We start from the raw sequence: 25,964 nt of genomic DNA on the forward strand, positions 1-25,964 counted from the left end.
CGTCCCAACCGGTGATCCGGCCGGAGACGGGGTATCAACATATCTGGCGTTGATTTTTGGCACGCTGTTGAGTTCTCAAGGAACGGACGCTTCCTTTGTACTCACCCTCTCGGGCTTTCCTCCGGGCGCTTCCCTTCGCTGTTCCAAACTCTATCAGTGTTTTTCCGTCCCTCTGACCACCCTCCCGCAGACATGCGGAAGATGATCCCGAGTTAGGATCTGACGAGTGTGGGTGCCGCTGAGCCAAGGACGCTTGATCGCGTCGCTCGGCCTCAAGCAGGAGTACGACTGTACACGGGGCTGGGAAGCCGGTGCAAATCGATAGGGCTGGTGGTCTAGACCACTATCCGGTATCTTTCATGCGGAACCGGCAGTTCATATGACATACCCTGCTCCACAGTGCGCCGTCCGGTACAGGCAGTGACGGCCCACATGGATCTCCACCTCTGGGAGGCTTCCCATGACCACCGTGACGTCCCCGATTGCAGGACGCGCCATCGGCCTGGCAGCAGTGCCGGATCCAGTCTTCTCCGGGGCCATGGTGGGCCCGGGCACGGCGATCGACCCCGTGCGCGAACCGTCCGAGGCCGTCGCCCCCGTGGACGGAGTCATCGTCTCTCTCCATCCGCACGCTTTTGTCGTTGTCGACGAGGAGGGGCATGGAGTGCTCACCCACCTCGGTATCGACACCGTGCAGCTCAACGGCGACGGCTTCGAACTGCTCGTGAACAAGGGCGACACCGTGACGCGGGGGCAGGGTGTGGTGCGTTGGAACCCGGCCGCCGTGGAGGCCGCCGGCAAGTCCGCGGTGTGCCCCATCGTGGCGCTCGAGGCCACTGCCGAGGCTCTCTCCGATCTTCGTGACGACGGTGATGTGAAGGCGGGCGACAGTCTCTTCGTCTGGAAGTGACGGCAGTGCCGTCTTATGACGGCAGGTAGGACAACCACAGCGGCGGCGGGACCCGCCGCACTATCGGAGACGGGTGAGATGGAGACAACGCTGCGAGGCGTCGGTGTGAGCCATGGTGTGGCGATCGGCGAGGTTCGGCACATGGGAACGGCGGTGCTGGAGCCGCCTGCCAAGCAGATTCCGGCTGAGGATGCAGAGCGTGAACAGGGGCGCGCCCGCAAAGCCGTGGAAGCTGTGGCGGCCGATCTGATGGCGCGCGGCAATCTGGCGGGGGGCGAAGCCCAGGCGGTGCTCGAGGCTCAGGCCATGATGGCCCAGGACCCCGAGCTGATGGCGGATGTCGAACGGCGTATCGCCGTCGGAAGCACGGCCGAGCGCGCCGTGTATGACGCTTTTGCCGCGTACCGCGCCCTTCTCGCCGGTGCCGGTGAGTACCTCGCCGGTCGGGTGGCCGACCTGGATGACGTGCGGAACCGTATCGTCGCCCGGCTGCTCGGGGTGCCGATGCCGGGCGTCCCGGACAGCGACGAGCCGTACGTTCTTATTGCACGTGACCTTGCGCCTGCCGACACGGCGCTGCTGGACCCGACCCTGGTCCTCGGTTTCGTCACCGAGGAGGGTGGGCCGACCAGCCACAGCGCGATTCTGGCGCGGGCGCTCGGTGTTCCGGCCGTGGTGGCGCTGCCGGGTGCCGGCGAGCTGGCCGAGGGCACGGTGATCGCCGTCGACGGCAGCACCGGCGAGATCTTCGTGAATCCCAGCGAGGAGAAGAAGGCACACCTGCAGGCCGCGGCCGCTGAGCGCAAGGCAGCGCTCGCCGCCTCGACCGGTCCGGGTGCCACGTCCGACGGACACAAGGTGCCGCTGCTGGCCAACGTCGGCGGTCCCGCGGACGTGCCGGCCGCGGTCGAGGCCGGAGCCGAGGGTGTGGGCTTGTTCCGCACCGAGTTCCTCTTCCTCGACGACAGCAAGAACGCCCCGTCGGAGGAAAAGCAGGTCGAGGCTTACCGGCAGGTTCTTGAGGCGTTCCCCGAGGGCCGTGTCGTCGTACGCGTGCTCGACGCCGGCGCGGACAAGCCGCTGGAATTCCTCACACCGACCGACGAGCCGAACCCGGCGCTGGGCGTGCGCGGTCTGCGGACGCTGCTCGACCATCCGGAGGTTCTGCGCACGCAGCTGACAGCGCTCGCGAAGGCTGCCGAAGGTCTGCCGGTCTACCTCGAGGTCATGGCCCCGATGGTGGCGGACCGTGCCGACGCCAAGGCGTTCGCGGACGCGTGCCGTGAGGCGGGGCTGCAGGCGAAGTTCGGCGCGATGGTCGAGATTCCTTCTGCCGCGCTTCGGGCTCGGTCGATTCTGCAGGAGGTCGAATTCCTGTCGCTGGGGACCAACGACCTTGCGCAGTACACGTTCGCGGCCGACCGTCAGGTGGGTGCGGTGTCCCGTCTGCAGGATCCGTGGCAACCTGCGCTGCTCGACTTGGTGGCGCTGTCCGCTGAGGCGGCGAAGGCCGAGGGCAAGAGCTGTGGTGTCTGCGGTGAGGCCGCGTCCGACCCGCTGCTCGCATGTGTGCTGACCGGTCTTGGTGTCACCTCCCTGTCCATGGGTGCGGCGTCAATTCCTTATGTGCGGGCGACTCTTGGCAAGTACACGCTGGCCCAATGCGAGCGTGCTGCCGCGGCGGCCCGGGCTGCGGAGAGCGCCGAGGAGGCGCGCAACGCGGCTCAGGCGGTGCTGTCCGGCGAGTAGCCGGTCCGGCGCCGGCTGTTGTCTCGCCGACTGTTCGTGAGGGGCGCTCCACCCGCGGGTGGAGCGCCCCTTCTGCTTTCAGTGGCGGTGACCGGGCATCTGTCCTTCCTCCCCGAGGTCCGGCGGTACGCAGTAGTCGACGTCCGATTCCGGGGAGATCAGGTCTCCGGATTCGATGTCGGTGCAGTAGGCGTCGAACACCTCGCCGGCCGTGAGGGGGGCGATGCCTTCTCCGCGCAGGCGCCAGCCGTAGACGCGGTCGGTGGTCCCGGGGGCGCTGGTGCGCATGACGAGCCCGCCTGGGCTCTGGGTGGCCATGCCGAGGGCCAGGACCGTGGTGAATTCGAGGGCTTCGGCTTCGTCGAGTTGGATGGCACCGTGGTCGTCCTCGTCTGCATGGAGGACGGACACGAGTGTCTCCGGGGTTGCCGAGACGCTGCAGACGAGGTGGCGGTTGCCTGCCCCTGCTGTGTCGAGGATGCGTACGAGGAGATGGGAGGCGCGGGTGAAGGCGGCGCGTCCGATGTCCTCGCCGCAGGAGGCGCAGGCGCCGAGGCGGGCGAGGAGTGTGGACGCGTACTCCCAGGTGGCCTGTCGGACGGCTTCGTCGACGAGGGTGGGGACGAGGTCGGCCAGGGACTGGCCTTCGTAGGGAACGACGGGTCCTGTGGTCGCCAGTTCTGCCGTGAAGCGGGTGCGGCTCGACTGGACGTCGGGGTCGAGGCCTGTGTCCGCGCAGAATTCGGCGTACTCCTGCGGGTCGAAGAGGGCGACCGCGGTGTGGCTGCCCTGGGAGGCGCGCATCTTGAGGAGCGCTTCCACCTGTTGGAGATAGCTCGTGTGGTTGTCGAAGGTGAAGCTGCGGTAGCGCCTCATGGCACGGAAGTCGTGCTCGTCGGTCAGCAGGCCGATGGTGCCTGCGATTTCGCGGCGCAGGACGCGTCGCATGGTCTGGCGGTCGGTGTGCGCCATCTTTCCCCCTGTGCACGGTCGATCAATGCTCACTCACAGTAACTGGCGGCACTGACAATGGCGTCCGAGTGAGGCGCTCACGGACGAGGCGGTGCTGAATCAGGCAGGTCAGGGCGATGATGGCGCCGAAGGCGGTCCAGCCCGCCGGGCCAGTGGCGATGGCCGCGGTGACGGCGAGTGGTCCGATGCTGCGTTGGGCGGACTGAGCCAGACCGTGCACGCCGAGGTAGGCGCCCTGCGCGGTGACGGGGGCGAGGGCAACGGAGAGTTCCCAGGAGATGGCCGCGTGCAGCATCTCTGCCAGGGTGAAGGCGGCTGCCGAGGCGGTCAGGAGCAGGGTGGCGGTCACGGTGCCGTCGCTGGCCGAGAGTGCCATGGCGATGCCGCCGAGAGCGAAGGCGGCCGACAGGGGGAGGAGGAGCCTGCGAGCGGCCGTGGTGGTGGTCCCGAAACGTGCCAGGGGGACTTGGAGTGCCACGACCATCACGTTGTTGAGGACCAGCAGCAGGGGCGCGAGGCCGTGCGGGGTGTTGCCCGCGTGTGCGATCCACAGGGGCAGGCCGACCTTGAAGACGGCGTCGTCGAGGAAGAGGACGGTCTCGGTGCCGACGTAGGCGAGGTAGGTGCGGTCACGCCAGGGATTGGCGCGTGCCGGCTTGGTCGCGGGTGCCGGGGTCTTCGAGGTGGTGACGGTGCGGGAGGCGGACGGGGGTTCGCCGCAGCGCAGGGTGAGGAGGGCGGAGGCGAGGAAGGAGAGGGCGTCGCCGGCGAGGAGCCAGTGGTAGGCGGTGGTGGTGCCGAGGGCCAGGGCCGTCGCGGCGACGAGGCCGCCCAGGGCCCAGCCGGCGTTGGCGATGGTGCGGTGTACGGCTTGGTAGCGGACGCGGTCGGGTCCTGCCACGCGGGTGGCGTACAGCCTGGTGAGGACGCTCGCCGCACGGTCTCCGAGGCTGCCGACCGCGGAGAAAGCGAGGAGCAGGGCGTAGTCGTTCGTGGTGAGGAGCGCCAAGGAGGCCAGTGCGCGCAGGAGTTGGACGGCGAGCAGGACGCGGGTGAGCGGGAACCGGTCGGCGAGGCGGCCGCCCAGGGGTGCGCCGGCGATGCCGATGGCTCCGGCGGTTGCAGCGAGCGTCCCGACCTGCGCGACGGAGAGGCCCGAGACATAAGTGAAGTACAGGACGGACACGGCGGCCCACAACCCGCTGCCGATGCGGTCGACGAGGGCGATGGTGAGCATTCTGCGTCCGTCGCGACCTCCTGGTATCCGGCTCGACCATGCGGCTGCGCGGCGCATCGGATGCACTGCTCCCCCTTACCTTCAGTTATGTACTGATACATAATTTCCAACGTGGCAACACAATATGGGATCTCTGGTACGACGGCCAAGGCAATTGCCGCGTCCGTCGAACAGGCCGTGGCGGAGGGATCGTTGGGGCCCGAGGCCGCACTGCCTCCCGTGCGACGGCTCGCGGACGACCTCGGGGTCAGTCCCGGTACGGTCGCCACGGCCTACAAGGAGCTGCGGCAGCGCGGAATCGTGGTCACGCGCGGGCGGGGCGGAACCGTGGTGGCACCGGCTCCCGCGGTGGCGTCACGGCGGCCGCCCAAAGTCCCGGAGGGACTGCGGGACTTGTCAGGCGGGCATCCGGATCCCGCTCTGCTGCCCGCCCTCGTACCGCCGTCACGTCTGTCCCCCGGTGCCCGGTCGCACCGTTCGACGCCGAGGCTGGCGCAGCTTGAGGACGCCGTGCGTGACTGGATGGGGGGTGATGGGGTGCCCGTGGAGCAAGTGACCTTCGCGCACGGGGCGCTGGATCTGATCGGGCGGTTGTTGTCCGTGGAGTTGCGGCCCGGCGACGCCGTGGCAATGGAGGACCCGGGATACCACCATCTGCTGGACCTGATCACGGCGTTGGGGCTGCGCATCGTGCCGGTGGCCGTGGACGACCAGGGTGTGCGCCCCGAGGCCCTGCGCGGGGCACTGCGGGCGGGTGTGCGGGCTGTGGTGTGCAGTCCTCGGGCACAGAATCCGTACGGCGGCTGCTTCTCGGTGGAGCGCCGGGACGCGCTCGTGGACGTACTCCGGGACGAGCCCGACGTGCTGGTCATCGAGAACGACCACGCGTCCGCCGTCGCCGCCACCCCCCTCCACTCGTTGACCGGCAGCGGATTGACGCGCTGGGTGCACGTGCGCACCGTGAGCAAGTTCCTCGGGACCGACCTGCGGTGGGCGGCAGCTGCGTGTGACGCGACCACCCTGGCCCGCCACGACGGGCGGTTGCTGCTGACCTCCGGCTGGGTCAGTCATCTCCTCCAGGAGACCGTGCACGGGTTGCTGTCCGACGGCGGCACGCGCGCGTTGGTGGCGCGTGCGCAGGAGACTTACGCGCTGCGCCGCGGCGCTCTTCTCGGCGAGCTCGGCGAGCGCGGTATCGGCGCACACGGGGCGAGCGGGATGAACCTGTGGGTGCCTGTGAAGGACGAGTCGGCCGTGGTGAACGGGCTGCGCTCGTATGGCTGGTGGGTCGCTGCCGGGGCCCGGTTCCGGTCGTCGTCACCGCCGGGGGTGCGGATCTCCGTGGCCGAGCTGGAGCCTGCCGACGCGGCGCGGCTGGCCTCGGACTTCGGTGCCGTGCTCGGCGAGTCCGAGGCCACCTACGGCGGTTGAGCCGCCCCTGTCAGGCGCGTTTGCGGGCGAGGTCCTCGTAGAAGTGCAGCAGGTCCAGGTTGTCGATGGAGCCCGGGTTGACGGCCTTCTCCAGTGGAGTGCCCTGGAGGAGGCGCTTGACAGGGACCTCGATGCGCTTTCCGGTGAGGGTGTGCGGAATGCCGGGTACCTCGATGATCTCGTCGGGGACGTGGCGCGGTGAGAGCTGTTCGCGGATGGTCTGCTTGATGCGGCCCAGCAGGGCGTCGTCCAGGGCGGCGCCGGGGACCAGGTGCACGAACAGGGGCATCCAGTAACCGCCGTCGGGCTGTTCGATGCCGATGACGAGGGATTCCCTGATCTCGGGGATGCGCTCGACGGCTTCGTAGATGTCGGCCGAGCCCATGCGTACGCCCTGGCGATTGAGCGTCGAGTCGGAGCGGCCGTGGATGACGACGGAGCCGCGGGAGGTGACGGTGATCCAGTCGCCGTGGCGCCATACGCCGGGGTAGGTGTCGAAGTAGCTGTCGTGGTAGCGGCTGCCGTCGGGGTCGTTCCAGAAGCGGATCGGCATGGACGGCATGGGGTTGGTGACCACGAGCTCGCCGACCTCGTCCACCAGGGGCTTGCCGCTGGGGTCCCAGGACTGCAGGTCGGTGCCGAGGCCGGGTGCCTGGAGCTCGCCGATGTACACCGGGAGGGTCGGTACGGCTCCTGCGAAGCAGGAGCACACGTCCGTGCCGCCGCTGACGGACGCGATCCACAGATCGTCGCGCACCTCGTCGTGCAGCCAGCGGAATCCGTCGGGCGGTAGCGGTGATCCGGTGGTGGCGACGCACTGCACCTTGCCGAGGTCGAAGTCGCGCGCCGGGTGGACGCCGGCTTTACGGCAGGCCATGACGTACGCCGCCGAGGTGCCGTAGAGGGTGGCCCCGGTGCGTTCGGCGATGCGCCACTGGGCGCCCGTGTCCGGGAAGCCGGGGCTGCCGTCGTAGAGCACGATCGTCGTGCCGGTGAGGAGGCCGGAGACGAGGAAGTTCCACATCATCCAGCCGGTCGAGGTGTACCAGAAGAAACGGTCCTCGGGGCCCAGGTCGCAGTGCAGGCCGAGCTGTTTGAGGTGCTCGACCAGGATGCCGCCCTGGGACTGGACGATGGCCTTGGGCAGGCCGGTCGTGCCCGAGGAGTAGAGCACCCATAGGGGGTGTTCGAAGGCGACCCGCTCGAAGACGGGCTCGACGTCCGCGCTGGTCAGTTCCGACCACTCCAGGGCGCCTTCGGGGGGCTCGGTGCCGAGGAGGGGGATGTGGACGACAGCACGCACCGTGGGCAGTTCGCGGCGCAGCTCGGCGACGATGTCACGGCGGTCGTGCTCCTTGCCGCCGTAGCGGTAGCCGTCCACGGTGAACAGGACGACCGGTTCGACCTGCTGGAAGCGGTCGAGGACGCTGCGGGCGCCGAAGTCGGGGGCGCAGGACGTCCAGACGCCGCCCACGGCGGCCGTGGCGAGAAGCGCGACGACGGCCTGCGGGATGTTCGGGAGGTAGCCGCTGACGCGGTCTCCGGGGCGGACGCCGAGGGCGCGCAGCTCGGCGGCGAGTGAGCCGACCTGGCGGCGCAGCTCGGACCAGGTCACCGGGCGCGGCTCGTGCGTCTCGTCGACGTGGAGGAGGGCCGGTTCGTCCGCGCGGGTCGCGGCCGCGCGCAGGGCGTGTTCGGCGTAGTTCAGGGTAGCCCCGGGGAACCACTGGGCACCCGGCATCGAGCGGTCGCCGAGTACGCGCGCGTAGGGGGTCGAAAACCGTACGTCGAACCACTGGGTGACGGCTTTCCAGAAGGCGTCCAGTTCGTCGACGGACCAGCGGTGCAGTGCCGCGTAGCCGCCCTCGGCCGGGGCGCCGTGGTGCTCGGCCGCCCAGGCCTGGAACTTTGTCACCTGCGCCTGGGCGATGCGTTCCGGATCTGGCCGCCAGAGCGGCTGGGGGTTCACGGTCGACATGGGGCGGCTCCCGGACTGTGCGCGTCGTGTGCGTCGGTCGCGCACGTGCAGGGGTGTGCGCGTGACGCGGCTGACACGGACGATGCCATGTGATCGACTTCTACACCAGGGTGCGCCCCACATAGTCCGTGTCGTGAAGATGTGGTCCCGGCACGGGTGAACGGGAGTTGAACGACACGCGCGCGTGGGGCGGTCAATGGCAAGGTGAGCAGCATGGACGGTCGTGACCTGGTGCGTTCGATAAAGGCGGTCGGTTCGGTGAGGGCGGCCCAGGGGTTGCGTACCGTGAAGGCGGCGTGGCGCAGGAGGCGTGCCGACGCCTCCGCGCTGCCGTCGCGGGGGGCCGAGCGCGCCCGGGTGCCCGGGCCCGTGCAGGAGGTGGAACCCGGTCCGGGCGGTGGCATCGTCCGGTTCAGCCGATCCGAGCTGCGCATCTTCGTCGCTGTGAACGGAGCGGTCTTCTGGGGCTGGGACGGGGCCTCTCCCGAGCCGTCGTACGCGCTCGCGGGCCGCTGCCCGGAGCCCGATCCCCGGGCGGTCCTGGAGCCGGACAAGGACGGTGGCTGGCGGGTCGTGGCCGAGCGGGTGACGGTCGTCGTCTCGCGGCACGGCGCGGTCGAGGTGCTCACTCCCGGGGGCATGACCCTGCGCCGTGATCTGCCGCCCCGGTGGTGGGAGCCGGTCGGGGGCGGTACCGCGCGCTGGATGCAGCGGTCGGAGGTGGCCGCGGACGCGCGGTTCTTCGGGCTCGGGGGGCGGGCATCGGGCCCGCGGCTGCGCGCGGGAAGGTACCGCTTGTGGAACACGGACCCGGGGCGCCCATTCGGTCCTGCCGACGATCCGCTGTACATCACGATGCCGGTGCAGCTGGTGGTGGCCGACTCGGCCACGCATCTGGTGTTCCACGACACCTCGTGGGACGGCACGGTGACGCTGCGGGAGGGCGAGGAGGGCGCAGGTTCCGGGCACGACCGGGCGGGGACGTCCGAACTGCGGATGGACGGCGGTCCGTTGCGCTGCTGGGTGATCGTGGGCGCCCCCGCGCGCGTGCTGCTCACCTGGGCGTCGCTGACGGGTCCGCCTGCGCTGCCGCCCGCGTGGGCGCTGGGTCATCACCACGCGCGCTGGGGCTTCGGCAGTGAGCAGGAGGTGCGGCGGATCGTCGCCGGGTACCTGGAGCGCGGGCTGCCCCTCGACGCCGTCCATCTGGACATCGATCACTACGACGAGCACCAGGTGTTCACCGTCGACCACGAGCGTTTTCCCAAGCTGTCGGTACTGGCCGAGGAGCTGCGGCGGGACGGGATCCGGCTGGTGTCGATCGTCGATCCTGCGGTCAAGGCTGCAGAGGGCAACGCGGTGTACGACAGCGGGACCGCCGAGGACGCGTTCGTGCGGGATGCTTCGGGGCGGCTTGTGCGCGGGGTCGTGTGGCCCGGGGAGGCGGTCTTCCCGGACTTCACGCACGCGCGTGTGCGTGAGTGGTGGGGAGGTCTGTACGAGGAGCGGCTCACCCAGGGGTTCTCGGGTTTCTGGCACGACATGAACGAGCCCACCTCGTTCGCCGCCTTCGGGGAGTCGACGCTGCCGCGTTCGGCCAGGCACGGGCTGGAAGGACGGGGCGGGGACCACCGGGAGGCGCACAACGTCTACGCGCTGTGCATGGCCAGGGCGGCCTACGAGGGGCTGCGCGAACTGGCCCCCGAGGAACGGCCGTTCATCTTCTCGCGCTCCGGTTGGGCCGGCCTGCAGCGCTACGGGGGCACATGGTCCGGTGACGTGGCCACGGGCTGGCCCGGGCTGCGGGCCTCGCTGTCGCTGGTCATGGGGCTCGGGCTGTGCGGGATGCCGTATTCGGGGCCGGATGTGGGCGGTTTCGACGGCAGTCCGTCGCCCGAGTTGTATCTGCGCTGGCTCCAGCTGGGCGCGTACCTGCCGCTGTTCCGTACGCACGCGAGTCTGCGGGCGGGGCGCAGGGAGCCCTGGGAGTTCGGTGCCGAGGTGCTGGAGCACGCGCGCGTGGCGCTCGTCGAACGCCGGCGGCTGCTGCCGTACTTCATGACGCTCGCGCATCTGGCCCGGCGCACCGGAGCGCCGTATGTGCGGCCGCTGTGGTGGGCGGCGCCCGAGGACCGCGCGTTGCGCGACTGTGAGGACGCCTTCCTGCTGGGCGACTGCCTGCTGGTGGCGCCGGTGCTCGACCCGGGCACGGACCGGCGGGCGGTGCAGCTGCCCCGCGGGCGCTGGTACGACACGGTGACGGAGCAGGTGTACGAGGGGCCGGCGCAGGTGCTTCTCGACGCCCCCTTGTCGCGGATTCCGGTCCTCGCGCGCGCGGGTGCCGTCGTCCCCGTGCGTGGGGACGACGGCGGGATGGAACTGGAGGTCTGGGCACCCGCCCGGGGACGGAGCGGGGCCGGGCTGGTGGTGCAGGACGCGGGCGACGGATGGGACGAGCCTGAACTCGAGCGCTACGTCTCCCGTTGGACGGGACGGCGGCTGGTGGTCGAGCGGGAGGGCGGGGGCGGCGCGAGCGAGCCGCCCTACCCGGTGCGGGTGCGCGGCCTCAAGGAGAGCTGAGTCAGATGTACCGGCCCTCGAACCACGCCCGTACGGCCAGCGTGTGCAGGGGGAAGGCGAGCTCTTCCGGTCTGCGTAGGAGGTGCCAGCCTTCCGTTTCGTCCGTGGCTGCGGACTGCGGCAGGCCCTCGGCCGGACGCTCCGGCAGGAGCCCGAACAGCAGCAGGTGCCCGTCGGGGGAGCTCATGGCGTCGACGAGCCGTACATCGCGGCTCGCCGCGTCGATGCCGGTCTCTTCCTTGAGCTCGCGGACGACGGCCTGCCGCCAGTCCTCGCGGTCGTCTATGTAGCCACCGGGCAATGCGATGCCCCCGCGCGCGGGGGCGACGGTTCGGGTGATGACGACCAGGGCGGTGCCCTTCGTGTCGTAGACGGGCTGGAGCGCGATCGCCACCGGCAGGGGGTTGCGGTAGGCCACCGCGTGGCAGGCCGGACAGGTGCGGGGCCAGCCGGAGACGCCCTCTCCGTAGGGCGCTCCGCAGCTCGAACAGTGGGAGTCGGGCGCGGAGTTGGGGATGGAGGCTTGGTTTTCGGACACGAAGCGGAATGTATCCGATCAGATGAAGAGCGTCTTCCGGGGGCGGCTCAGTGGCCGCTGGTGAGCGACTTCCAGGACACGGGGAAGTCGAAGTAGGTGTCCGGGTAGGGCTCGGGCTTGTAGGTGTAGTGCCACCACTCCTCGGCCAGGTTCACGAATCCGAGCCCCTCCATGGTGTTCTTGAGGAGCAGCCTGTTGGCGCGCTGTTCGCCCTGGATACGTGGGTCGAGGGTGTGGGCGAGAGTGTCGAAGCAGTCGAACCCGGTGCCCATGTCGACGGAGTTGTCGGGGAAGCGCTCGCCCTTGGGCCCGTAGCAGGGCACGAGGGGCTCGCCGGGGTGGTACGGCCGGGTCGGTTTCGCGGGGAGCCTGACGATGGTGAGGTCCATGGTCGAGCCGCGGCTGTGGCCGGATTTCTTCGCGATGTAACCGTCCTCGAACAGACGGGTCTTGTCGACGTTCGGGTAGAACTCGCCCTTCATCACCTGGTCGTCGAGGTCCTCGGCCCAGCGGACGAAGTGGTTCACGGCGCGCTGCGGCCGGTAGCAGTCGTACACCTTGAGGGTGTAGCCCTTGCGCAGCAGCTTCGCCTGGGCCTTGTGGAGCGCTTCGGCAGCCGGCCGGGTGAGGAGGCAGATCGGCTGCTGGTAGCCGTCGATGCGCTCGCCGACGAAGTTGTGCGGGGTGAAGTAGCGCATCTCTTGGATGATCGTCGGGTCCACGGTTCTCAGGGCCACGAAGTCCTTCGGTGCCTTGGGGTCGGTCGAGGCCCGGGCGGTGGCGGAGGCGGCGGTCACGGCCAGCAGGGCGGCGAGTGCGGTGATCAGACCGCGTACTGCACTGGAGAGACGTGTCATGTCTCCTGCACTGCCCAATTCCGGATGCCCGTGACACACTTCTGACGTTCCGTCAGATTGTATGCCAGGGAGGGGCTTTGTCTCGTACACGCACGCCCGTGGTCGACGGATGGTTCACCGGCGACGGGGAAGGCTTCAGGCTCCTCGGCACCCGCTGTGCGAGGTGCGCCTCGGTGTTCTTCCCCCGCGAGGACACCCACTGCAGAAACCCCGGATGCGCCGGCGGCGATCTCGAGGAGGTGCCGCTCTCCCGACGCGGGCACGTCTGGTCGTACACGGACAGTCAGTACCGGCCACCGTCACCCTATGTGAGCAATCCGGAACTTCCCTGGAAGCCATTCACGTTGATCGCTGTGGAGCTGGACGCGGAGCGGCTCGTGGTGCTCGGGCAGGCAACCCCCGGGGTCACTGTCGCCGATCTGACGGTGGGCATGGAGGTGGAGCTCGTCCCCGGGGTGCTCCATGAGGACGCGGAGACGATCTGGACGACCTGGCACTGGCGGCCGACGGGGGAGAGGGCATGACGGGTGACGTGGCGGTGCTCGGCGCGGGTATGCACCCGTGGGGTAAGTGGGGGCGCAGTTTCGTCGAGTACGGGGCTGCAGCAGCCCGTGCGGCGCTCGCCGACGCTGGGCTGGAGTGGCGGGACGTCGGCTCGATAGTCGGCGCGGACACCGTGCGGGGCGGCTATCCGGGCTATGTGGCCGGTGCGACCTTCGCGAAGGCCCTGGGCTGGCAGGGGGCCAGGGTGGCAAGCGTGTACGCGGCGTGCGCGTCCGGGGCTCAGGCGGTCAACACCGCGCGGGCGCAGATCCTTTCGGGCCTCGCGGACGTGGTCCTCGTGGTGGGCGCCGACGCGGCACCCAAGGGTTTCTTCCGGCCGGCGGGAGGAGACCGACCCGACGATCCGGACTGGCTGCGCTTCCGGGTTCTGGGGGCGACCAATCCCACGTACTTCGGGCTGTACGCCCGCCGTCGCATGGCCGTGCACGGCGACACGGCGGAGGACTTCGCACAGGTCAAGGTGAAGAACTCAGCCCTGGGAGCGCTCAACCCGAACGCGCGCTACCGCAAGCGGGTCACCGCCGAGGAGGTCGCCGCCTCCGCGGTGGTCGCCGATCCGCTGCGGCTGCTCGACATCTGCGCGACGTCGGACGGAGGCGCTGCCCTGGTGCTGTCCAGCACGGAGTTCGCCCGTCGGCACGGAGTGAGCCGGCCGGTGCGGATCCGGGCGGTGTCCACGGTGACGCCGCGTTATCCCAGCACGGTGCTGGATCTGCCGGACATCGCGACGGACTCCGCGGTGGCGGTGGAGCCCCCCGCAGACACGTTCCGCGCGTCGATCGCGCGGGCCGCCTACGAGGAGGCGGGCCTCGGCCCCGAGGATCTCTCCCTCGCGGAGGTATACGACCTGTCCACCGCCCTGGAGTTGCAGTGGTACGAGGACCTGGGGCTGTGCGGGCAGGGAGAGGGCGCGAAGCTCCTGCGGGAGGGCGCGACGGCCCTGGGCGGGCGAATACCGGTGAACGTGAGCGGTGGGCTGGCCTCCTTCGGAGAGGCGGTTCCGGCTCAGGCGATTGCTCAAGTCTGCGAGCTGACCTGGCAGTTGAGGGAGGAGGCCGGTGGGCGGCAGGTCGCGGGGGCACGCGTGGGGATCACGGCGAACCAGGGACTGTTCGGGCACGGGTCCGCGGTGATCGCGGTGCGGTGAGCGAGCCGGACAAGCCCTTTCTCCTACGCTGCGTGATCGACCCGGAATCCTGCGTGAACGTCTCATGAACTGGGCCTGGGCGTGCGCCGGCGGAGCCATCATGCTCCCGTGCACTCCTGGACGGATACTCTCCGCTTCGCCTTCCAGCCGGTGGTCAACCTGACCACCGGAGGGGTCGCAGGGCTGGAGATACTTGCGCGCCCGGAGACCGGCGACATCCTGGCCGAGGCCCGTCGAGACCCCGAACTCGACGGCCGGCTGGCGGTCTTGGCGGTCCGTGCGGCGGCCAGCAAGGAGACGCTGCTGCCGCTGCACGTCAATGTGTTCGCGGGCACCCTGGCCGACCTCGGCGGCCTCACCCCGCTGCATGCCGCGGTGCGCGAGGCGGGACGGCTGCCGTGGGAGGTGACGATCGACATCGGGCCGCCGTACACGCACGTCCCGCAGCAGGCGCTGCTGGAGGCGGTGAGCGGGCTGCGGGCGCAGGGCTTCCGGATCAGTGCGGACGGCGTCGGGGACGGGGACGTACCCCTGCGGTTGCTCACCGACATGGGGCCCGACCTGGTGAAACTGGACGCGTCGCTGCTGGCGCGGCCGGCGGCGGTGAAGGCGATGCGGACGCTGTGCGAGCAGTTGGGAGCGCTCCTGTCCGTCGAGGGCGTGGAGACGGAACTGCAGTGCGCGGCCGCGGTCTCGGCCGGTGCTCAGCTGGCGCAGGGCGAGCTGTTCGCACCGCCGGCCCGGCTGCCCGCGGCGGACGTATACGTTCCGCCCCGCTCCCCCGGTGCCTTGACGGTCCCGAGGTCGGGGCCTTCGGTGCGGGAGTTCGTACGGCCCGCCGCACTGCTGCCCGCCACCGCGTCGGCCGGTCAGGTACGGGCGCTGCTGACCGGGTCTCCGGAGGTGTCCGGGGTGCTGCTCGTGGACGTGAACGGGCTCCCCGTCCGCTCGGTGCACCGCTCGCGGTTCCTGCTGTCGATGTCGGGGCGCTACGGACATGCGCTGTACGCCGACCGGCCCGCCGCCAAGCTCGGGGATCTGCCGCGGACAGTGGGCGTCGACGCCACCGCCTGGGAGGTCCTGGACGTGGTGGCCGTGGGCGGCCGGGGCCGTACCTCGGACGATGTGGCCGTGGTGGACCGGATCGGGCGGTGCGTGGGTGTCGTACGGCTCGCAGACCTCGTGCCGGCACTGGCCGAGAGCCGGGTCGAGGAGGCCGCCGGGCTCAATCCGCTCACGCGCCTGCCCGGCTCGGACGCGATCACCTCAGAGGTGGACCGCCGCATCGCGGACGGCCGGCCATTCGCACTGAGCTGGCTGGATGTGGACCACTTCAAGCAGGTCAACGACGGCGCCGGGTTCGCGGCGGGCGACGAGCTGATCCGGTCGGTGGGGCGGGCGCTGCAACAGGCGGCGTCCGGGAACACCCGAGTGGGACACATCGGCGGGGACGACTTCCTGGTGCTCGCCGAACCGGAGTGGCTGGATCCACTGGCCGCCTCGGTGCTGGATGCGCCCTGGTCGGCGGGCGGGCGCCCCATCACGTTGTCCCTGGCCACAGTCCTGTGTCCGCCGGGCAGTGTGACGAACCACCGGCAGGCCGCCGCCTGTCTGGCACCGCTGAAGAAGGCAGCGAAATCGCTGCACGGGGCGAGTTGGGTGCTCGGCCGGGCGGACCTGCCCGGCCATGAGATCCGGCGCGGCTCGGGGACCGCGCCCGCCCAGGCCGGGTGCGCGGTGGCGGAACCCGGCCTAGGCTGATCGTCGTAACCGACCGACCGTCTCTCCTTCGCTCGGGCACAACGGCGGCTGTCACCGTTGGTGTCGGCGACCTTGACGCTCCGTGGGCGCCGGTGAACACTTCCGGTGTCAGTCGACATCGCCGTACATACACGGTGTATCCAGGCACGCGCCGCGCGGGCCCCGCCTGGAGAACAGGCCCGTTCCCCCACGGGCGATTCGGCTGCGACGGCACGCTCGTCACGGACGCCGGGCGGGGCGCGGGAGCTTCCCTGCCTTCGGCTGAAGTCGCCGGGAAACGCACCCTGCACCGAGGACCGGGGTCGATCACCCCGGGACAGGCCTAGGAGCCGCCATGAGCAACGCAGACATCCACGGCGAAGGCCGCGGCATGCGGATCCCGGGGGTCGGACCGCTGATCGGCAGGGTGCTTTCCGGGCTGGTCTTCACAGCAGCCTTCTGATTCACAGCAACCCTCCGATTCCAAGCAGCCTTCTGAAGGAACGACCAAGGGGACGCCATGACGGACAAGTTCGTCGCCGCTATCGACCAGGGCACCACCTCCAGCCGCTGCATCGTCTTCAACCAGGACGGCGCCATCGTCGCCGTCGACCAGCGCGAGCACCGCCAGATCTTCCCCAAACCCGGCTGGGTGGAGCACGACGCCACCGAGATCTGGTCCAAGGTGCAGGCGGTGGTCGCCGGAGCGATCGCCAAGGCCGGACTGCGCGCCGACCAGCTCAGTGCGCTCGGCATCACCAATCAGCGCGAGACCACGGTCCTGTGGGACCGCGCCACGGGCAAACCCGTGCACAACGCCATCGTGTGGCAGGACACCCGCACCGCGGCGCTGACCAACCAGCTCGGCGGCTCGGACGGGCAGGACCGTTTCCGCGAGCAGACCGGACTGCCGCTGGCCACCTACTTCTCCGGCCCCAAGGCCGCCTGGCTGCTGGACAACGTGCCCGGGCTCAGGGCCCGCGCCGAGAACGGTGAGATCGCCTTCGGCACCATCGACTCCTGGCTCATCTGGAACCTGACGGGCGGCACCGACGGCGGACACCACGTCACGGACGTCACCAACGCCGGGCGCACCATGCTGATGAACCTGGAGACCCTCCAGTGGGACCCGTCCATCCTCGCCGCGATGAACATCCCCGAAGCCGTCCTCCCCGAGATCAGGTCGTCGGCCGAGGTGTACGGCACCGCCGTGGGCCAGCTGGCCGGGGTGCCGGTCGCCTCGGCCCTCGGCGACCAGCAGGCGGCCGTGTTCGGTCAGGCCTGCTACGACGTGGGCACGGCGAAGAACACGTACGGCACAGGCAGCTTCCTGCTGCTCAACACGGGCAACCGGCCGGTGGCGTCGAAGAGCGGGCTGCTGACGACGATGGGCTACAAGATCGGGAGTGAGGCGCCGGTCTACTGCCTGGAGGGGTCGATAGCCATCACGGGTGCCCTCGTGCAGTGGTTCCGCGACCAGCTGGGCATCATCCGTACCGCCGACGAGATCGAACCCCTGGCGGCGAGTGTCGACGACAACGGCGGAGCGTACATCGTGCCCGCCTTCTCCGGTCTGTTCGCGCCGTACTGGCGCTCCGACGCACGCGGCGTCATCACGGGCCTGACACGCTACGTCACCAAGGGGCACCTCGCCCGGGCCGTGCTGGAGGCGACGAGCTGGCAGACGCGCGAGGTCGTGGACGCCATGTACCAGGACTCCGGGGTGCACATCACCACCCTGAAGGTGGACGGCGGCATGACCAAGAACAACCTGCTCATGCAGCACCAGGCGGACGTGCTCGACGTTCCGGTGGTCCGCCCGAAGGTCTCCGAGACCACCTGTCTCGGCGCCGCGTACGCGGCCGGGCTCGCCACCGGCGTGTGGAACGACCTCGACGAACTGAAGTCCCACTGGCAGAAGGACGTCGAATGGACGCCTGCCATGGAGGCGTCCGTCCGTGACCGCCAGTACCACAACTGGCGCAAGGCCGTGGAGAAGAGCTTCGGCTGGGAGGAGGACGACGAGAGCTAGGCGCACGCGCGCGTGCCCATTGACTGCGGCCCGTACCCCGGTCGGCGGGGGTACGGGCCGCACCCGTGCCTCAGGTGGTGACGATCTGGCGGCGGTCGCCGGCGTACGCCATCGCGTGCTGGACCACGCCGATGAGGACCTCCTTGACGGACTCCCGGTCGCGGGCGTCGCACAGCACGAGCGGTACGCCGTCGTCCAGGTCCAGGGCCTGGCGGACGTCGTCGGCCGGGTAACGGGCCGATCCCTCGAAACAGTTGACGCCGACGACGAAGGGTATGGAGCGCCGCTCGAAGTAGTCGACGGCGGCGAAGCAGTCCTCCAGGCGGCGGGTGTCGGCGAGCACGACGGCGCCGAGGGCGCCCTCGGAGAGCTCGTCCCACATGAACCAGAACCGCTCCTGCCCGGGCGTGCCGAACAGGTACAGCACGAGGTCCTCGCGGAGTGTGATGCGACCGAAGTCCATGGCCACGGTGGTGGTGTTCTTGCCCTCCACGCCGCTGGTGTCGTCGACGGGCCGGCCGGCCTCGGTGAGCAGTTCCTCGGTACGCAGCGGCCGGATCTCGCTGACCGCGCCGACGAGGGTGGTCTTGCCGACGCCGAAGCCGCCGGCCACCAGGATCTTGAGCGTGACGGGCTCGACCGGAGGCTTCCCGCGCTCAGAACGCCCGAAGATCATCGATCTCTTCTCCTGCTTGATGGGGGTGGGACGACGGCGGGCCGTAGCCTCCGCCGCCGGGGGTCTCGATGACGAGTACGTCGTCGGGGCCGACGTCCGCCGAGTCGCTTCCGCCGAGCGCGGTGACGGTGCCGTCCGCGTGCTCCACACGGTTGGCGCCGAGCGCACCGGGCTCGCCGCCCGCCATGCCGTACGGCGGGACCCTGCGGTGCTGGGAGAGCGTGGAGACCGTCATGGGCTCGTGGAAGCGGATGCGGCGCACCGCACCGTCCCCGCCGTGCCACCGTCCGGCGCCGCCGCTGCCGGGCCGGACGGCGAACTCGTCGAGTTGTACGGGCAGCCGCCACTCCAGGACCTCGGGGTCGGTGAGCCGCGAGTTGGTCATGTGGGTCTGCACCACGGGTGCACCGGGGAAGCCCTCGCCCGCGCCGGACCCGGAGGCGACGGTCTCGTAGTACTGGTACCGCTCGTTCCCGAAGGTGACGTTGTTCATGGTCCCGGAGCCCTCGGCCTGGACGCCGAGCGCCGCGTAGAGGGCGCCGGTGATGGCCTGAGAGGTCTCGACGTTGCCTGCGACCACCGCGGCCGGCGGCTCGGGCGCGAGCATGGAACCGGGCGGCACAACGATGTCGAGAGGGCGCAGGCAACCGTCGTTGAGCGGGATGTCATCGGCGACGAGGGTGCGGAACACGTACAGGACGGCCGCGTTGACCACTGCGAAGGGCGCGTTGAAGTTGCTCGTCAACTGGGGGGACGTACCGGTGAAGTCGACGGTCGCGGAGCGGTTTTCGCGGTCCACGCGCACGCGTACGCGGATGACAGCGCCCGAGTCGGTCTCGTAGGCGTACTCGCCGTCGTCCAGGGCGTCGACGACCCGGCGTACGGCCTCCTCCGCATTGTCCTGGACATGCTTCATGTACGCCTGCACCACGTCGAGGCCGAAGTTCTCGATCATGCGGGCGACCTCGTCGACACCCTTCTGGTTGGCGGCGATCTGGGCGCGCAGGTCGGCGAGGTTGGTCTTGGGGTTGCGGGAGGGGTACGGCGCCTCGGTGAGCAGGCGGAGGGTCTCCTCCTCCCGGAAGCGGCCGTGCTCGGCGAGGAGCCAGTTGTCGAAGAGGATGCCTTCCTCCTCGATGGTGCGGCTGCCTGCGGGCATGGAGCCCGGGGCGATGCCGCCGATCTCGGCGTGGTGGCCGCGGGAGGCGACGTAGAAGAGGATTCGGTCACCCTGCGTGTCGAAGACCGGGGTGATCACCGTGACGTCCGGCAGATGGGTGCCGCCGTGGTACGGGTCGTTGACGGCGTAGGTGTCGCCGGGCCGCATCGAGGTGCCCCGGCGCCGGATGACCTCCTTGACGCTGGTGCCCATGGAGCCCAGGTGCACCGGGATGTGCGGCGCGTTGGCCACCAGGTTTCCGTCCGGGTCGAAGAGGGCGCAGGAGAAGTCGAGCCGCTCCTTGATGTTGACGGACTGGGCGGTGGACTCCAGCCGGGCGCCCATCTGTTCGGCGATCGACATGAAGAGGTTGTTGAAGACCTCGAGGAGAACCGGATCAGCTTTTGTGTCGAGATCGGAACTCTGCGTAATCGCCGCGCGTTCCATGACCAGATGCCCGTCGTCTCGTGCCACGGTCTGCCAGCCGTCGTCGACGACGGTCGTCGCGCCGGCCTCCGTGATGATCGCGGGGCCGGTGACGGTTTCGCCGGGAGGGAGGTCCTCTCGGCGGTGGAGGGGTACGTCGCGCCAGGCGCCGCCGGTGTGGAGGCGGACGGTCGCGGGCGCGGCCGGGCCGCCTGCGCGGGCGGCTTCGTACGGGGCGAGAACAGAGAGATCGGGGGGGTCTGTGATGCCGGTGGCTTCGACGGAGAGGGCTTCGACGACGATCGGGCGGTCGAGGGTGAAGGAGTACGTGGCGCGATGACGTTCTTCGAAGGTGTGACGCATCGTGTCGGGCTCGGTCAGCTCGACGGTGAGGGTGGTGTCGGTGCCGTCGTAGCGCAGCTGTGCGCGGCGGGTGACCTGGATGCGGTCCTCGGGGACGTCCTCGGTGAGGAGTTCCGCGCGGGCCGCTCCCTCCAGGTCGTCGGCCGTCTTGAGGACGGCGGGCATGGACGCGGGCTCCAGGGGTGCCTCGACGGACCGTTCACGCATGGCGGTGGTGTCGGCGAGGCCGATGCCGAGCGCGGACAGGACACCGGCCATGGGTGGTACGAGAACGGTGCGGATGCCGAGCGAGTCGGCGACCATGCACGCGTGCTGGCCTCCCGCGCCACCGAAGGTGGTCAGGGCGTAGCGGGTGACGTCGTGGCCCTTCTGGACGGAGATCCGCTTGACGGCGTTGGCGATGTTGGCGACGGCGATCTGCAGGTAGCCCTCGGCGACCTGCTCGGGGGTGCGGTCGTCTCCGGTCCTCGTGCGGATCTCGCGCGCGAGGGCGGCGAAGCGGTCGCGGACGAGGGCCGCGTCGAGAGGCTGGTCGCCGTCCGGGCCGAACACCTTGGGGAAGTGGTCGGGTTGGATCCGGCCGAGCATGACGTTGGCGTCGGTGACGGCGAGCGGGCCGCCGCCGCGATAGCAGGCAGGCCCCGGGTCCGCGCCCGCCGAGTCCGGCCCTACGCGGTAGCGGGAGCCGTCGAAGTGGAGGATCGAGCCGCCACCGGCTGCGACGGTGTGGATGTCCAGCATGGGCGCGCGCAGCCGAACGCCGGCGATCTGCGTGGTGAAGACGCGTTCGTACTCCCCCGCGAAGTGCGAGACATCGGTGGAGGTGCCGCCCATGTCGAAGCCGATGACGCGGTCGAAGCCGGCCAGCTGCGACATCCTGGCCATGCCGACGATGCCTCCGGCCGGCCCGGAGAGGATGGCGTCCTTGCCGCGGAACTGCCCGGCCTCGGCAAGCCCGCCGTTGGACTGCATGAACATCAGCCGTACGCCCTGGAGTTCGTCGGCGACGTGCTGGACGTAGCGGCGCAGCACGGGCGACAGGTAGGCGTCGACGACCGCGGTGTCCCCGCGCGGCACGAGCTTCATCAGCGGGCTGACCTCGCTGGACAGCGAGATCTGCGAAAAACCGAGGCGGGCGGCCAGCTCCCCCACGGCCTGCTCGTGGGCGGGGTGCAGATGGCTGTGCATACAGACCACGGCGACAGCGCGGATGCCGTCGTCGTACGCCTCCTGGAGGGGACCGACAAGGGCGTCCAGGTCGGGGGCGCGAAGGACGGTCCCGTCTGCCGCGATGCGCTCGTCGACCTCCAGGACCCGCTCGTGGAGCAGCTCGGGGAGGTCGATGCGGCGGGCGAAGATGTGCGGGCGGTTCTGGTAGGCGATGCGCAGGGCGTCACGGAAGCCGCGGGTGACGACGAGCAGGGTGCGTTCGCCCTTGCGTTCCAGGAGCGCGTTGGTGGCGACCGTCGTCCCCATGCGGACGGCCTCGATGGGGTCCTGGGAGCCGTCCAGCAGTTCACGAACGCCCGCGACCGCTGCGTCGGAGTATCGCGCCGGATTCTCCGACAGCAGCTTGTGTGTCAGCAGGCGGCCGTCCGGGCGTCGCGCGACGATGTCGGTGAACGTGCCGCCCCGGTCGACCCAGAACTGCCAGCCTGTCACGTCAGTACCCCGCTTCCGCGCCGCTCACAGCGCCCGGAGGCCGTTGATCACGTCGCGCAGAATACTCTCGTCCGGCAGTTCGGCAGGGGGTACCGGCCGCGTCACATGGACGAATTCCCCGGCGACGAGGTCGCCGACGAGGACGCGCACCACTCCGATGGGCAGATCGAGTTCAGCGGCGAGTTCGGCGACCGACTGCGGGGCGTCACGGCACAGATCGACGATGTCCACGTGTTCCGGGGACAGCGTCGAGTCGGCGTCCGGATCGTCCGAGTGTGGTTCCGTGACGACCACCGCGATCAGGTCGAGGCGGTGCTGGCCCGTACTGGTGGTGCGGCCGCGTGTCATCGCGTACGGACGGACGACCGGTCCCGCTTCGTCGTCGAACCAGTGGCTTCTTCCCTGACCGTCAGCGCTCATGACATCCCACTACCCGCCTGCGGGCAGATCGGTGCGCGGAGCGGCACCCAGATGCACACCGACCCGCTTGACGAGAAGCGTCATCTCGTAGGCGACCTGGCCGACGTCCGAGTCGGCGTCCGACAGAACGGCCAGGCAGCTGCCGTCGCCGGCTGCCGTCACGAAGAGGAAGGCGTCGTCCAGCTCGACGACGGTCTGCCGGACGCTGCCGGCCTCGAAGTGACGGCCGACGCCCTTGGCCAGGCTGTGGAATCCGGAGGCGACGGCGGCGAGGTGTTCGCTGTCCTCCCGGGTCAGGTCCTTGGACACGCCCGTCGGCAGGCCGTCACCGGAGAGCACGATGGCTTTGCGGATGCTCGCGACGCGGTCCACCAGGTCGTCCAGGAGCCAGTTGAGCTCCCCGGACTTGTTGGTCTCGGTGTGGCCGGTCGCCTTCGGTGCGGTCATCGACCGTCCCCCTTTGTCGTTCGTTGTGGTGCTGTGCCGCTGTGGGCGTCGTCGCCCGCGGCGTTCTCGTCGCGGCCGCGCTGCCAGCCGCGCTGGAGCGAGGCCATGCGACTGCGTACCTCGTCGGCGTCCCGCTCCACGAGCTCCGGGCTGTCCTCCGTGCGCTGCTGGGCACTCTGCTTCAGTTGCGGAGCCAGATTGGCCTGCCGCACCCGCCGGGGCAGCGGGCCCGCGCCGGGGCCCGCCTCCTGCGGTGCGGTGCCGGGGCTGCGGCCGGCGGTGTCCTCGCCGCTCGGTGCGATCGCGCTGGGGCGTCTGCGCATGGGGAGAGCGGGTGGCTGCGGGCTCTCCCCGCGGCCCCGTCGCTCGGGGGCCGGGGATGCGGCACGCTCAGCAGGCCGGTCGGCCGCGCCCGTGCCCGGGCGCAGCGGTGAGGCACCGCGCCGGCGGGTCGGCAGCGGTGGCGCGGCTTCCTGGTCGGACCGGCCCGGACCCCGCCCGGCCGGCGGCTCCTCGGCCCGACGACGGGACGGCAATGGTGCGGCGGCTTCCGGCGCGGGGCGTCCGGGGCCCGTCGGCGGCTCGTCGTCCGTGTCGTCGAGGTTCTCGCGCCACGAGCGCTGCTCGGTGACCGGGCGTCCGTGCGAGCTGACCAGCTTGGGCGTGCGTCGGCGGGGCAGCGGGACCGGCCCGCCCCTGTTGTCGGCGGCGTCGCCGGGGGCCGGTTCGCGGCTGTCGGGTTCGGCATGGAGCTGACCGCTGTTGCGGCCGGTCGCCTCGTCCTCGGCGAGGGCGATGGAGCGGCGGGGGCGGAAGAGCCCGCCGCGCTCGCTGTCCTCGTCGTCGAGCGCGCCAGGGAAGTCCTCGATGGCGTCGAGGTCGACCGGTGCCTCCAGTTCGACCGGGCCGTCCAGGAGGGCGGCGGGCAGACCGGGCAGCTGCACGGGCGTCCGGGAGAGCGCGGTCCCGCGGCCCCCCTCCAGCTCGGCCTCCTTCGAGGGGTGGAGCCGATCGAGGCGGAAGCCGATGCCATTGGTGTCCGGGACGTCGTCCGTCAGCAGCGCGTCGGGGACGAAGAGGACCGCGGTGGTGCCGCCGTACGGAGACGGCTGCAGAGAGACTCGGACGTTCTGCCGCTGGGCGAGCCGGCTGACCACGAACAGGCCGAGCCGGTCGGTGTCGGACAGTTCGAACTCCGGTGTCTCGGCGAGCCGGAGGTTGGCGTCCAGGAGGGCATCGGCCGCCATGCCGAGGCCGCGGTCGTGGATCTCCAGGGTGAAGCCGTTGGCGACCCGCTCGCCCAGGACCTGGACGGCCGTGTGCGGCGGAGAGAACACCGTGGCGTTCTCCAGGAGTTCGGCCACGAGATGGGTCAGGTCGGCGACGGCAGGGCCGGTGACCGCGATCCGCGGCAGACGGCGGACCTCGATGCGTTCGTAGTCCTCGACCTCGGCGACGGCAGCCCGGACGACGTCCATGAGCTGGACGGGCTTGCGCCACTGCCGGGACGGGGCGGCGCCGGAGAGGATCACGAGGCCCTCGGCGTGCCGTCGCATACGGGTGGTCAGATGGTCGAGGCGGAACAGGTCGGCGAGTTCGTCGGTGTCCTCGGTCCGGCGCTCCATGGTGTCGAGCAGGGTGAGCTGCTTGTGGAGCAGGACCTGGCTGCGGCGGGCGAGGTTGACGAACACCTCGGAGACCCCGGCGCGCAGTTCGGCCTGTTTGACGGCGGCCTCGACGGCGGCACGCTGCAGGGTGTTGAGGGCCTGCCCGACCTCGCCGATCTCGTTCCTGTCGTACTCCAGGCGCGGGACCTCGGTCTCCACGTCGACCTGTTCGCCGGCGGAGAGCCGCCGCATCACGCTGGGCAGCCGTACGCCGGAGGCCTCGTGCGCCTCCAGGCGCAGTTGCCGCAGGTCGCGGATGAGAGTGCGACCGATGCGCGCCGAGACCACGAGCGAGAGCAGCACCGCGATCAGGCCCAGGACGCCGGCGACTGCCGCCTTGACGATGACGTTCATCGCGACCGGTTGCACGCGGTTCTGCAGGCGGTCACCGGCCTGGTCGTTCAGGCCGGCGAGTTCGTTGAGAGCACTGTCCGCGGCGGCGTCCCAGCTCTTGGCATCGACCGAACGGGGCGTACCGGCGCCGGAGTCGACGACGGACTGCTCGGCCGAGCGCAGCGGGGCGGAGGCGGCGTTCTTCCAGAAGCGGTCGTAGCGGTCACGCTCCGCCGACGGCAGCACCGGCAGGCTGATGTCGAACAGCTGGGTGCGCTGGGCGACCAGGTCGGAGACCTCTCGGACCTCCTCCCGGGTGAGCTTGCCGACCACCAGGGACGAGCCGAGCAGGGCGTCCTCTCGGGAGAGGAGTTCGCGGGCGCGGGCGATATTGACCAGGGCCCGGGCCTGCCGGTCCATCTCCACGTTGTCGACCGCGTCGAGGCTGGCCAGGAATGCGTAACAGGGGTCCACAAGGCGGTTGTAGAGGTGCAGGGCCTCGGCGCGCGTCACCGTGCCCTGCTCGGCGCTGCTGCGCAGGGAGTCGACGCCGTCGAAGGCGTCCAGTACGGCGGTGAGGCGTTCTTGGTCGCCCGCGTTCAGTCCGTCGCGGACGTCGGGATCATTCGCGTTCTTGCGGACCTTGGCGATGGCCTCGTCGGAGGCGTGGCGGGTGCTGCGCAGCGCGGCGAGCGCGTCCGAAGCCCGCGGGTCGGCGAGATAGACCAGAGTCTGGCGGCGTTCCTGCTGGAGGACGCGGACGGTGTCCTCGGTGGGATAACCGATGTCCTCGACGGCGGTCGACACCTGGAACAGCTGTGTGACCGCCCGCCCCGTGAGTACCGTGGCGAAACCCCAGATCGCGGTCAAGGACACCAACGGCACGAGAAGCAGCGCCACGATCTTCCGGCGGATCGACTTCCCGCGAAAGCGCATGGCCTCCCCCAGCTCGACCCCCGCCGGCCGGGGGTACACATGTGCGTCAACAAACGGCGCGAGCCTACTACCGACTCACAGTTAACTCGAAGACCGGTCCGGAGGCTGAACTTCCGTACTGGCTCGGCGAGATGGGGAGT

General features: G+C 70.2%; 18 protein-coding genes. 8 read left to right on the forward strand and 10 right to left on the reverse strand.

The window, feature by feature from the left end; translation table 11 throughout:
- The first annotated feature begins 460 nt into the window (after nt 1–460).
- On the forward strand, nt 461–910 hold the full coding sequence (locus P2Q00_RS20335) for a PTS sugar transporter subunit IIA (protein WP_275774037.1): 450 nt from the start codon (nt 461–463) through the stop codon (nt 908–910).
- Between the two features lie 78 nt (nt 911–988).
- Nucleotides 989–2,659, forward strand: a complete 1,671-nt coding sequence (gene ptsP / locus P2Q00_RS20340; RefSeq protein WP_275774038.1) for a phosphoenolpyruvate--protein phosphotransferase — start codon at nt 989–991, stop codon at nt 2,657–2,659.
- 78 nt (nt 2,660–2,737) lie between these two features.
- Here ptsP and P2Q00_RS20345 read toward each other — a convergent pair whose 3' ends face one another.
- Nucleotides 2,738–3,631, reverse strand: coding sequence for a DUF8829 domain-containing protein (locus P2Q00_RS20345; RefSeq protein ID WP_275774039.1), 894 nt, complete (start codon nt 3,629–3,631; stop codon nt 2,738–2,740).
- A 22-nt stretch (nt 3,632–3,653) separates the two neighbouring features.
- Nucleotides 3,654–4,868 carry an MFS transporter gene (locus tag P2Q00_RS20350; protein WP_275774040.1) on the reverse strand — a complete coding sequence of 405 codons (1,215 nt, stop codon included), beginning with the start codon at nt 4,866–4,868 and terminating at the stop codon, nt 3,654–3,656.
- 111 nt (nt 4,869–4,979) lie between these two features.
- On the opposite strand from P2Q00_RS20350, the gene P2Q00_RS20355 reads away from it, so the two are divergent.
- Nucleotides 4,980–6,299, forward strand: a complete 1,320-nt coding sequence (locus P2Q00_RS20355) for an aminotransferase class I/II-fold pyridoxal phosphate-dependent enzyme (RefSeq protein ID WP_275774041.1) — start codon at nt 4,980–4,982, stop codon at nt 6,297–6,299.
- Nucleotides 6,300–6,309: 10 nt separating this feature from the next.
- Here the strand turns inward: P2Q00_RS20355 and P2Q00_RS20360 are convergent, their stop codons facing one another.
- A complete protein-coding gene (locus tag P2Q00_RS20360; RefSeq protein ID WP_275774042.1) occupies nt 6,310–8,277 on the reverse strand; it encodes an acetoacetate--CoA ligase in 1,968 nt (655 codons plus the stop codon).
- Between the two features lie 213 nt (nt 8,278–8,490).
- Between P2Q00_RS20360 and P2Q00_RS20365 the strand changes: the two genes are divergently transcribed.
- Nucleotides 8,491–10,857: a glycoside hydrolase family 31 protein gene (locus P2Q00_RS20365; RefSeq protein ID WP_275774043.1), complete on the forward strand. Its 2,367-nt coding sequence runs from the start codon at nt 8,491–8,493 to the stop codon at nt 10,855–10,857.
- A gap of 1 nt (nt 10,858) precedes the next feature.
- Here P2Q00_RS20365 and P2Q00_RS20370 read toward each other — a convergent pair whose 3' ends face one another.
- Together P2Q00_RS20370 and P2Q00_RS20375 are read right to left on the reverse strand one after the other, a co-directional pair.
- On the reverse strand, nt 10,859–11,395 hold the full coding sequence (locus P2Q00_RS20370) for an NUDIX domain-containing protein (protein WP_275774044.1): 537 nt from the start codon (nt 11,393–11,395) through the stop codon (nt 10,859–10,861).
- Nucleotides 11,396–11,442: 47 nt separating this feature from the next.
- Nucleotides 11,443–12,252, reverse strand: a complete 810-nt coding sequence (locus P2Q00_RS20375) for a M15 family metallopeptidase (protein ID WP_275774045.1) — start codon at nt 12,250–12,252, stop codon at nt 11,443–11,445.
- 98 nt (nt 12,253–12,350) lie between these two features.
- Here P2Q00_RS20375 and P2Q00_RS20380 point away from each other — a divergent pair, with 98 nt between their 5' ends.
- From P2Q00_RS20380 to glpK, 4 genes are all read left to right on the forward strand, one after another.
- Entirely contained in the window at nt 12,351–12,776 is a 426-nt protein-coding gene (locus P2Q00_RS20380; RefSeq protein ID WP_275774046.1) for a Zn-ribbon domain-containing OB-fold protein, read from the forward strand.
- Nucleotides 12,773–13,963, forward strand: a complete 1,191-nt coding sequence (locus tag P2Q00_RS20385; RefSeq protein WP_275774047.1) for a lipid-transfer protein — start codon at nt 12,773–12,775, stop codon at nt 13,961–13,963. The genes P2Q00_RS20380 and P2Q00_RS20385 overlap by 4 nt, the downstream gene beginning before the upstream one ends.
- A gap of 108 nt (nt 13,964–14,071) precedes the next feature.
- On the forward strand, nt 14,072–15,724 hold the full coding sequence (locus P2Q00_RS20390; protein ID WP_275774048.1) for a GGDEF domain-containing protein: 1,653 nt from the start codon (nt 14,072–14,074) through the stop codon (nt 15,722–15,724).
- Nucleotides 15,725–16,223: 499 nt separating this feature from the next.
- Nucleotides 16,224–17,735: a glycerol kinase GlpK gene (gene glpK / locus P2Q00_RS20395; RefSeq protein ID WP_275774049.1), complete on the forward strand. Its 1,512-nt coding sequence runs from the start codon at nt 16,224–16,226 to the stop codon at nt 17,733–17,735.
- Nucleotides 17,736–17,805: 70 nt separating this feature from the next.
- Here the strand turns inward: glpK and P2Q00_RS20400 are convergent, their stop codons facing one another.
- Genes P2Q00_RS20400 through P2Q00_RS20420 form a run of 5 tightly spaced genes read right to left on the reverse strand, consistent with a single transcriptional unit; the run spans nt 17,806 to nt 25,824 of the window.
- Entirely contained in the window at nt 17,806–18,411 is a 606-nt protein-coding gene (locus P2Q00_RS20400) for a GTP-binding protein (RefSeq protein WP_275774050.1), read from the reverse strand.
- Nucleotides 18,392–22,021, reverse strand: coding sequence for a hydantoinase B/oxoprolinase family protein (locus P2Q00_RS20405; protein ID WP_275774051.1), 3,630 nt, complete (start codon nt 22,019–22,021; stop codon nt 18,392–18,394). Before P2Q00_RS20405 ends, P2Q00_RS20400 begins: the two co-directional genes overlap by 20 nt.
- Before the next feature lie 24 nt (nt 22,022–22,045).
- Entirely contained in the window at nt 22,046–22,441 is a 396-nt protein-coding gene (locus tag P2Q00_RS20410) for a DUF742 domain-containing protein (RefSeq protein ID WP_275774052.1), read from the reverse strand.
- Between the two features lie 9 nt (nt 22,442–22,450).
- Nucleotides 22,451–22,888, reverse strand: a complete 438-nt coding sequence (locus tag P2Q00_RS20415; RefSeq protein ID WP_275774053.1) for a roadblock/LC7 domain-containing protein — start codon at nt 22,886–22,888, stop codon at nt 22,451–22,453.
- The gene (locus P2Q00_RS20420) at nt 22,885–25,824 is read right to left on the reverse strand and encodes a sensor histidine kinase (protein WP_275774054.1); all 2,940 of its coding nucleotides are present in this window, start codon (nt 25,822–25,824) and stop codon (nt 22,885–22,887) included. The genes P2Q00_RS20415 and P2Q00_RS20420 overlap by 4 nt, the downstream gene beginning before the upstream one ends.
- Nucleotides 25,825–25,964 lie beyond the last annotated feature (140 nt).

It is taken from the genome of Streptomyces coacervatus (assembly GCF_029223485.1).
Lineage (GTDB): Bacteria > Actinomycetota > Actinomycetes > Streptomycetales > Streptomycetaceae > Streptomyces > Streptomyces coacervatus.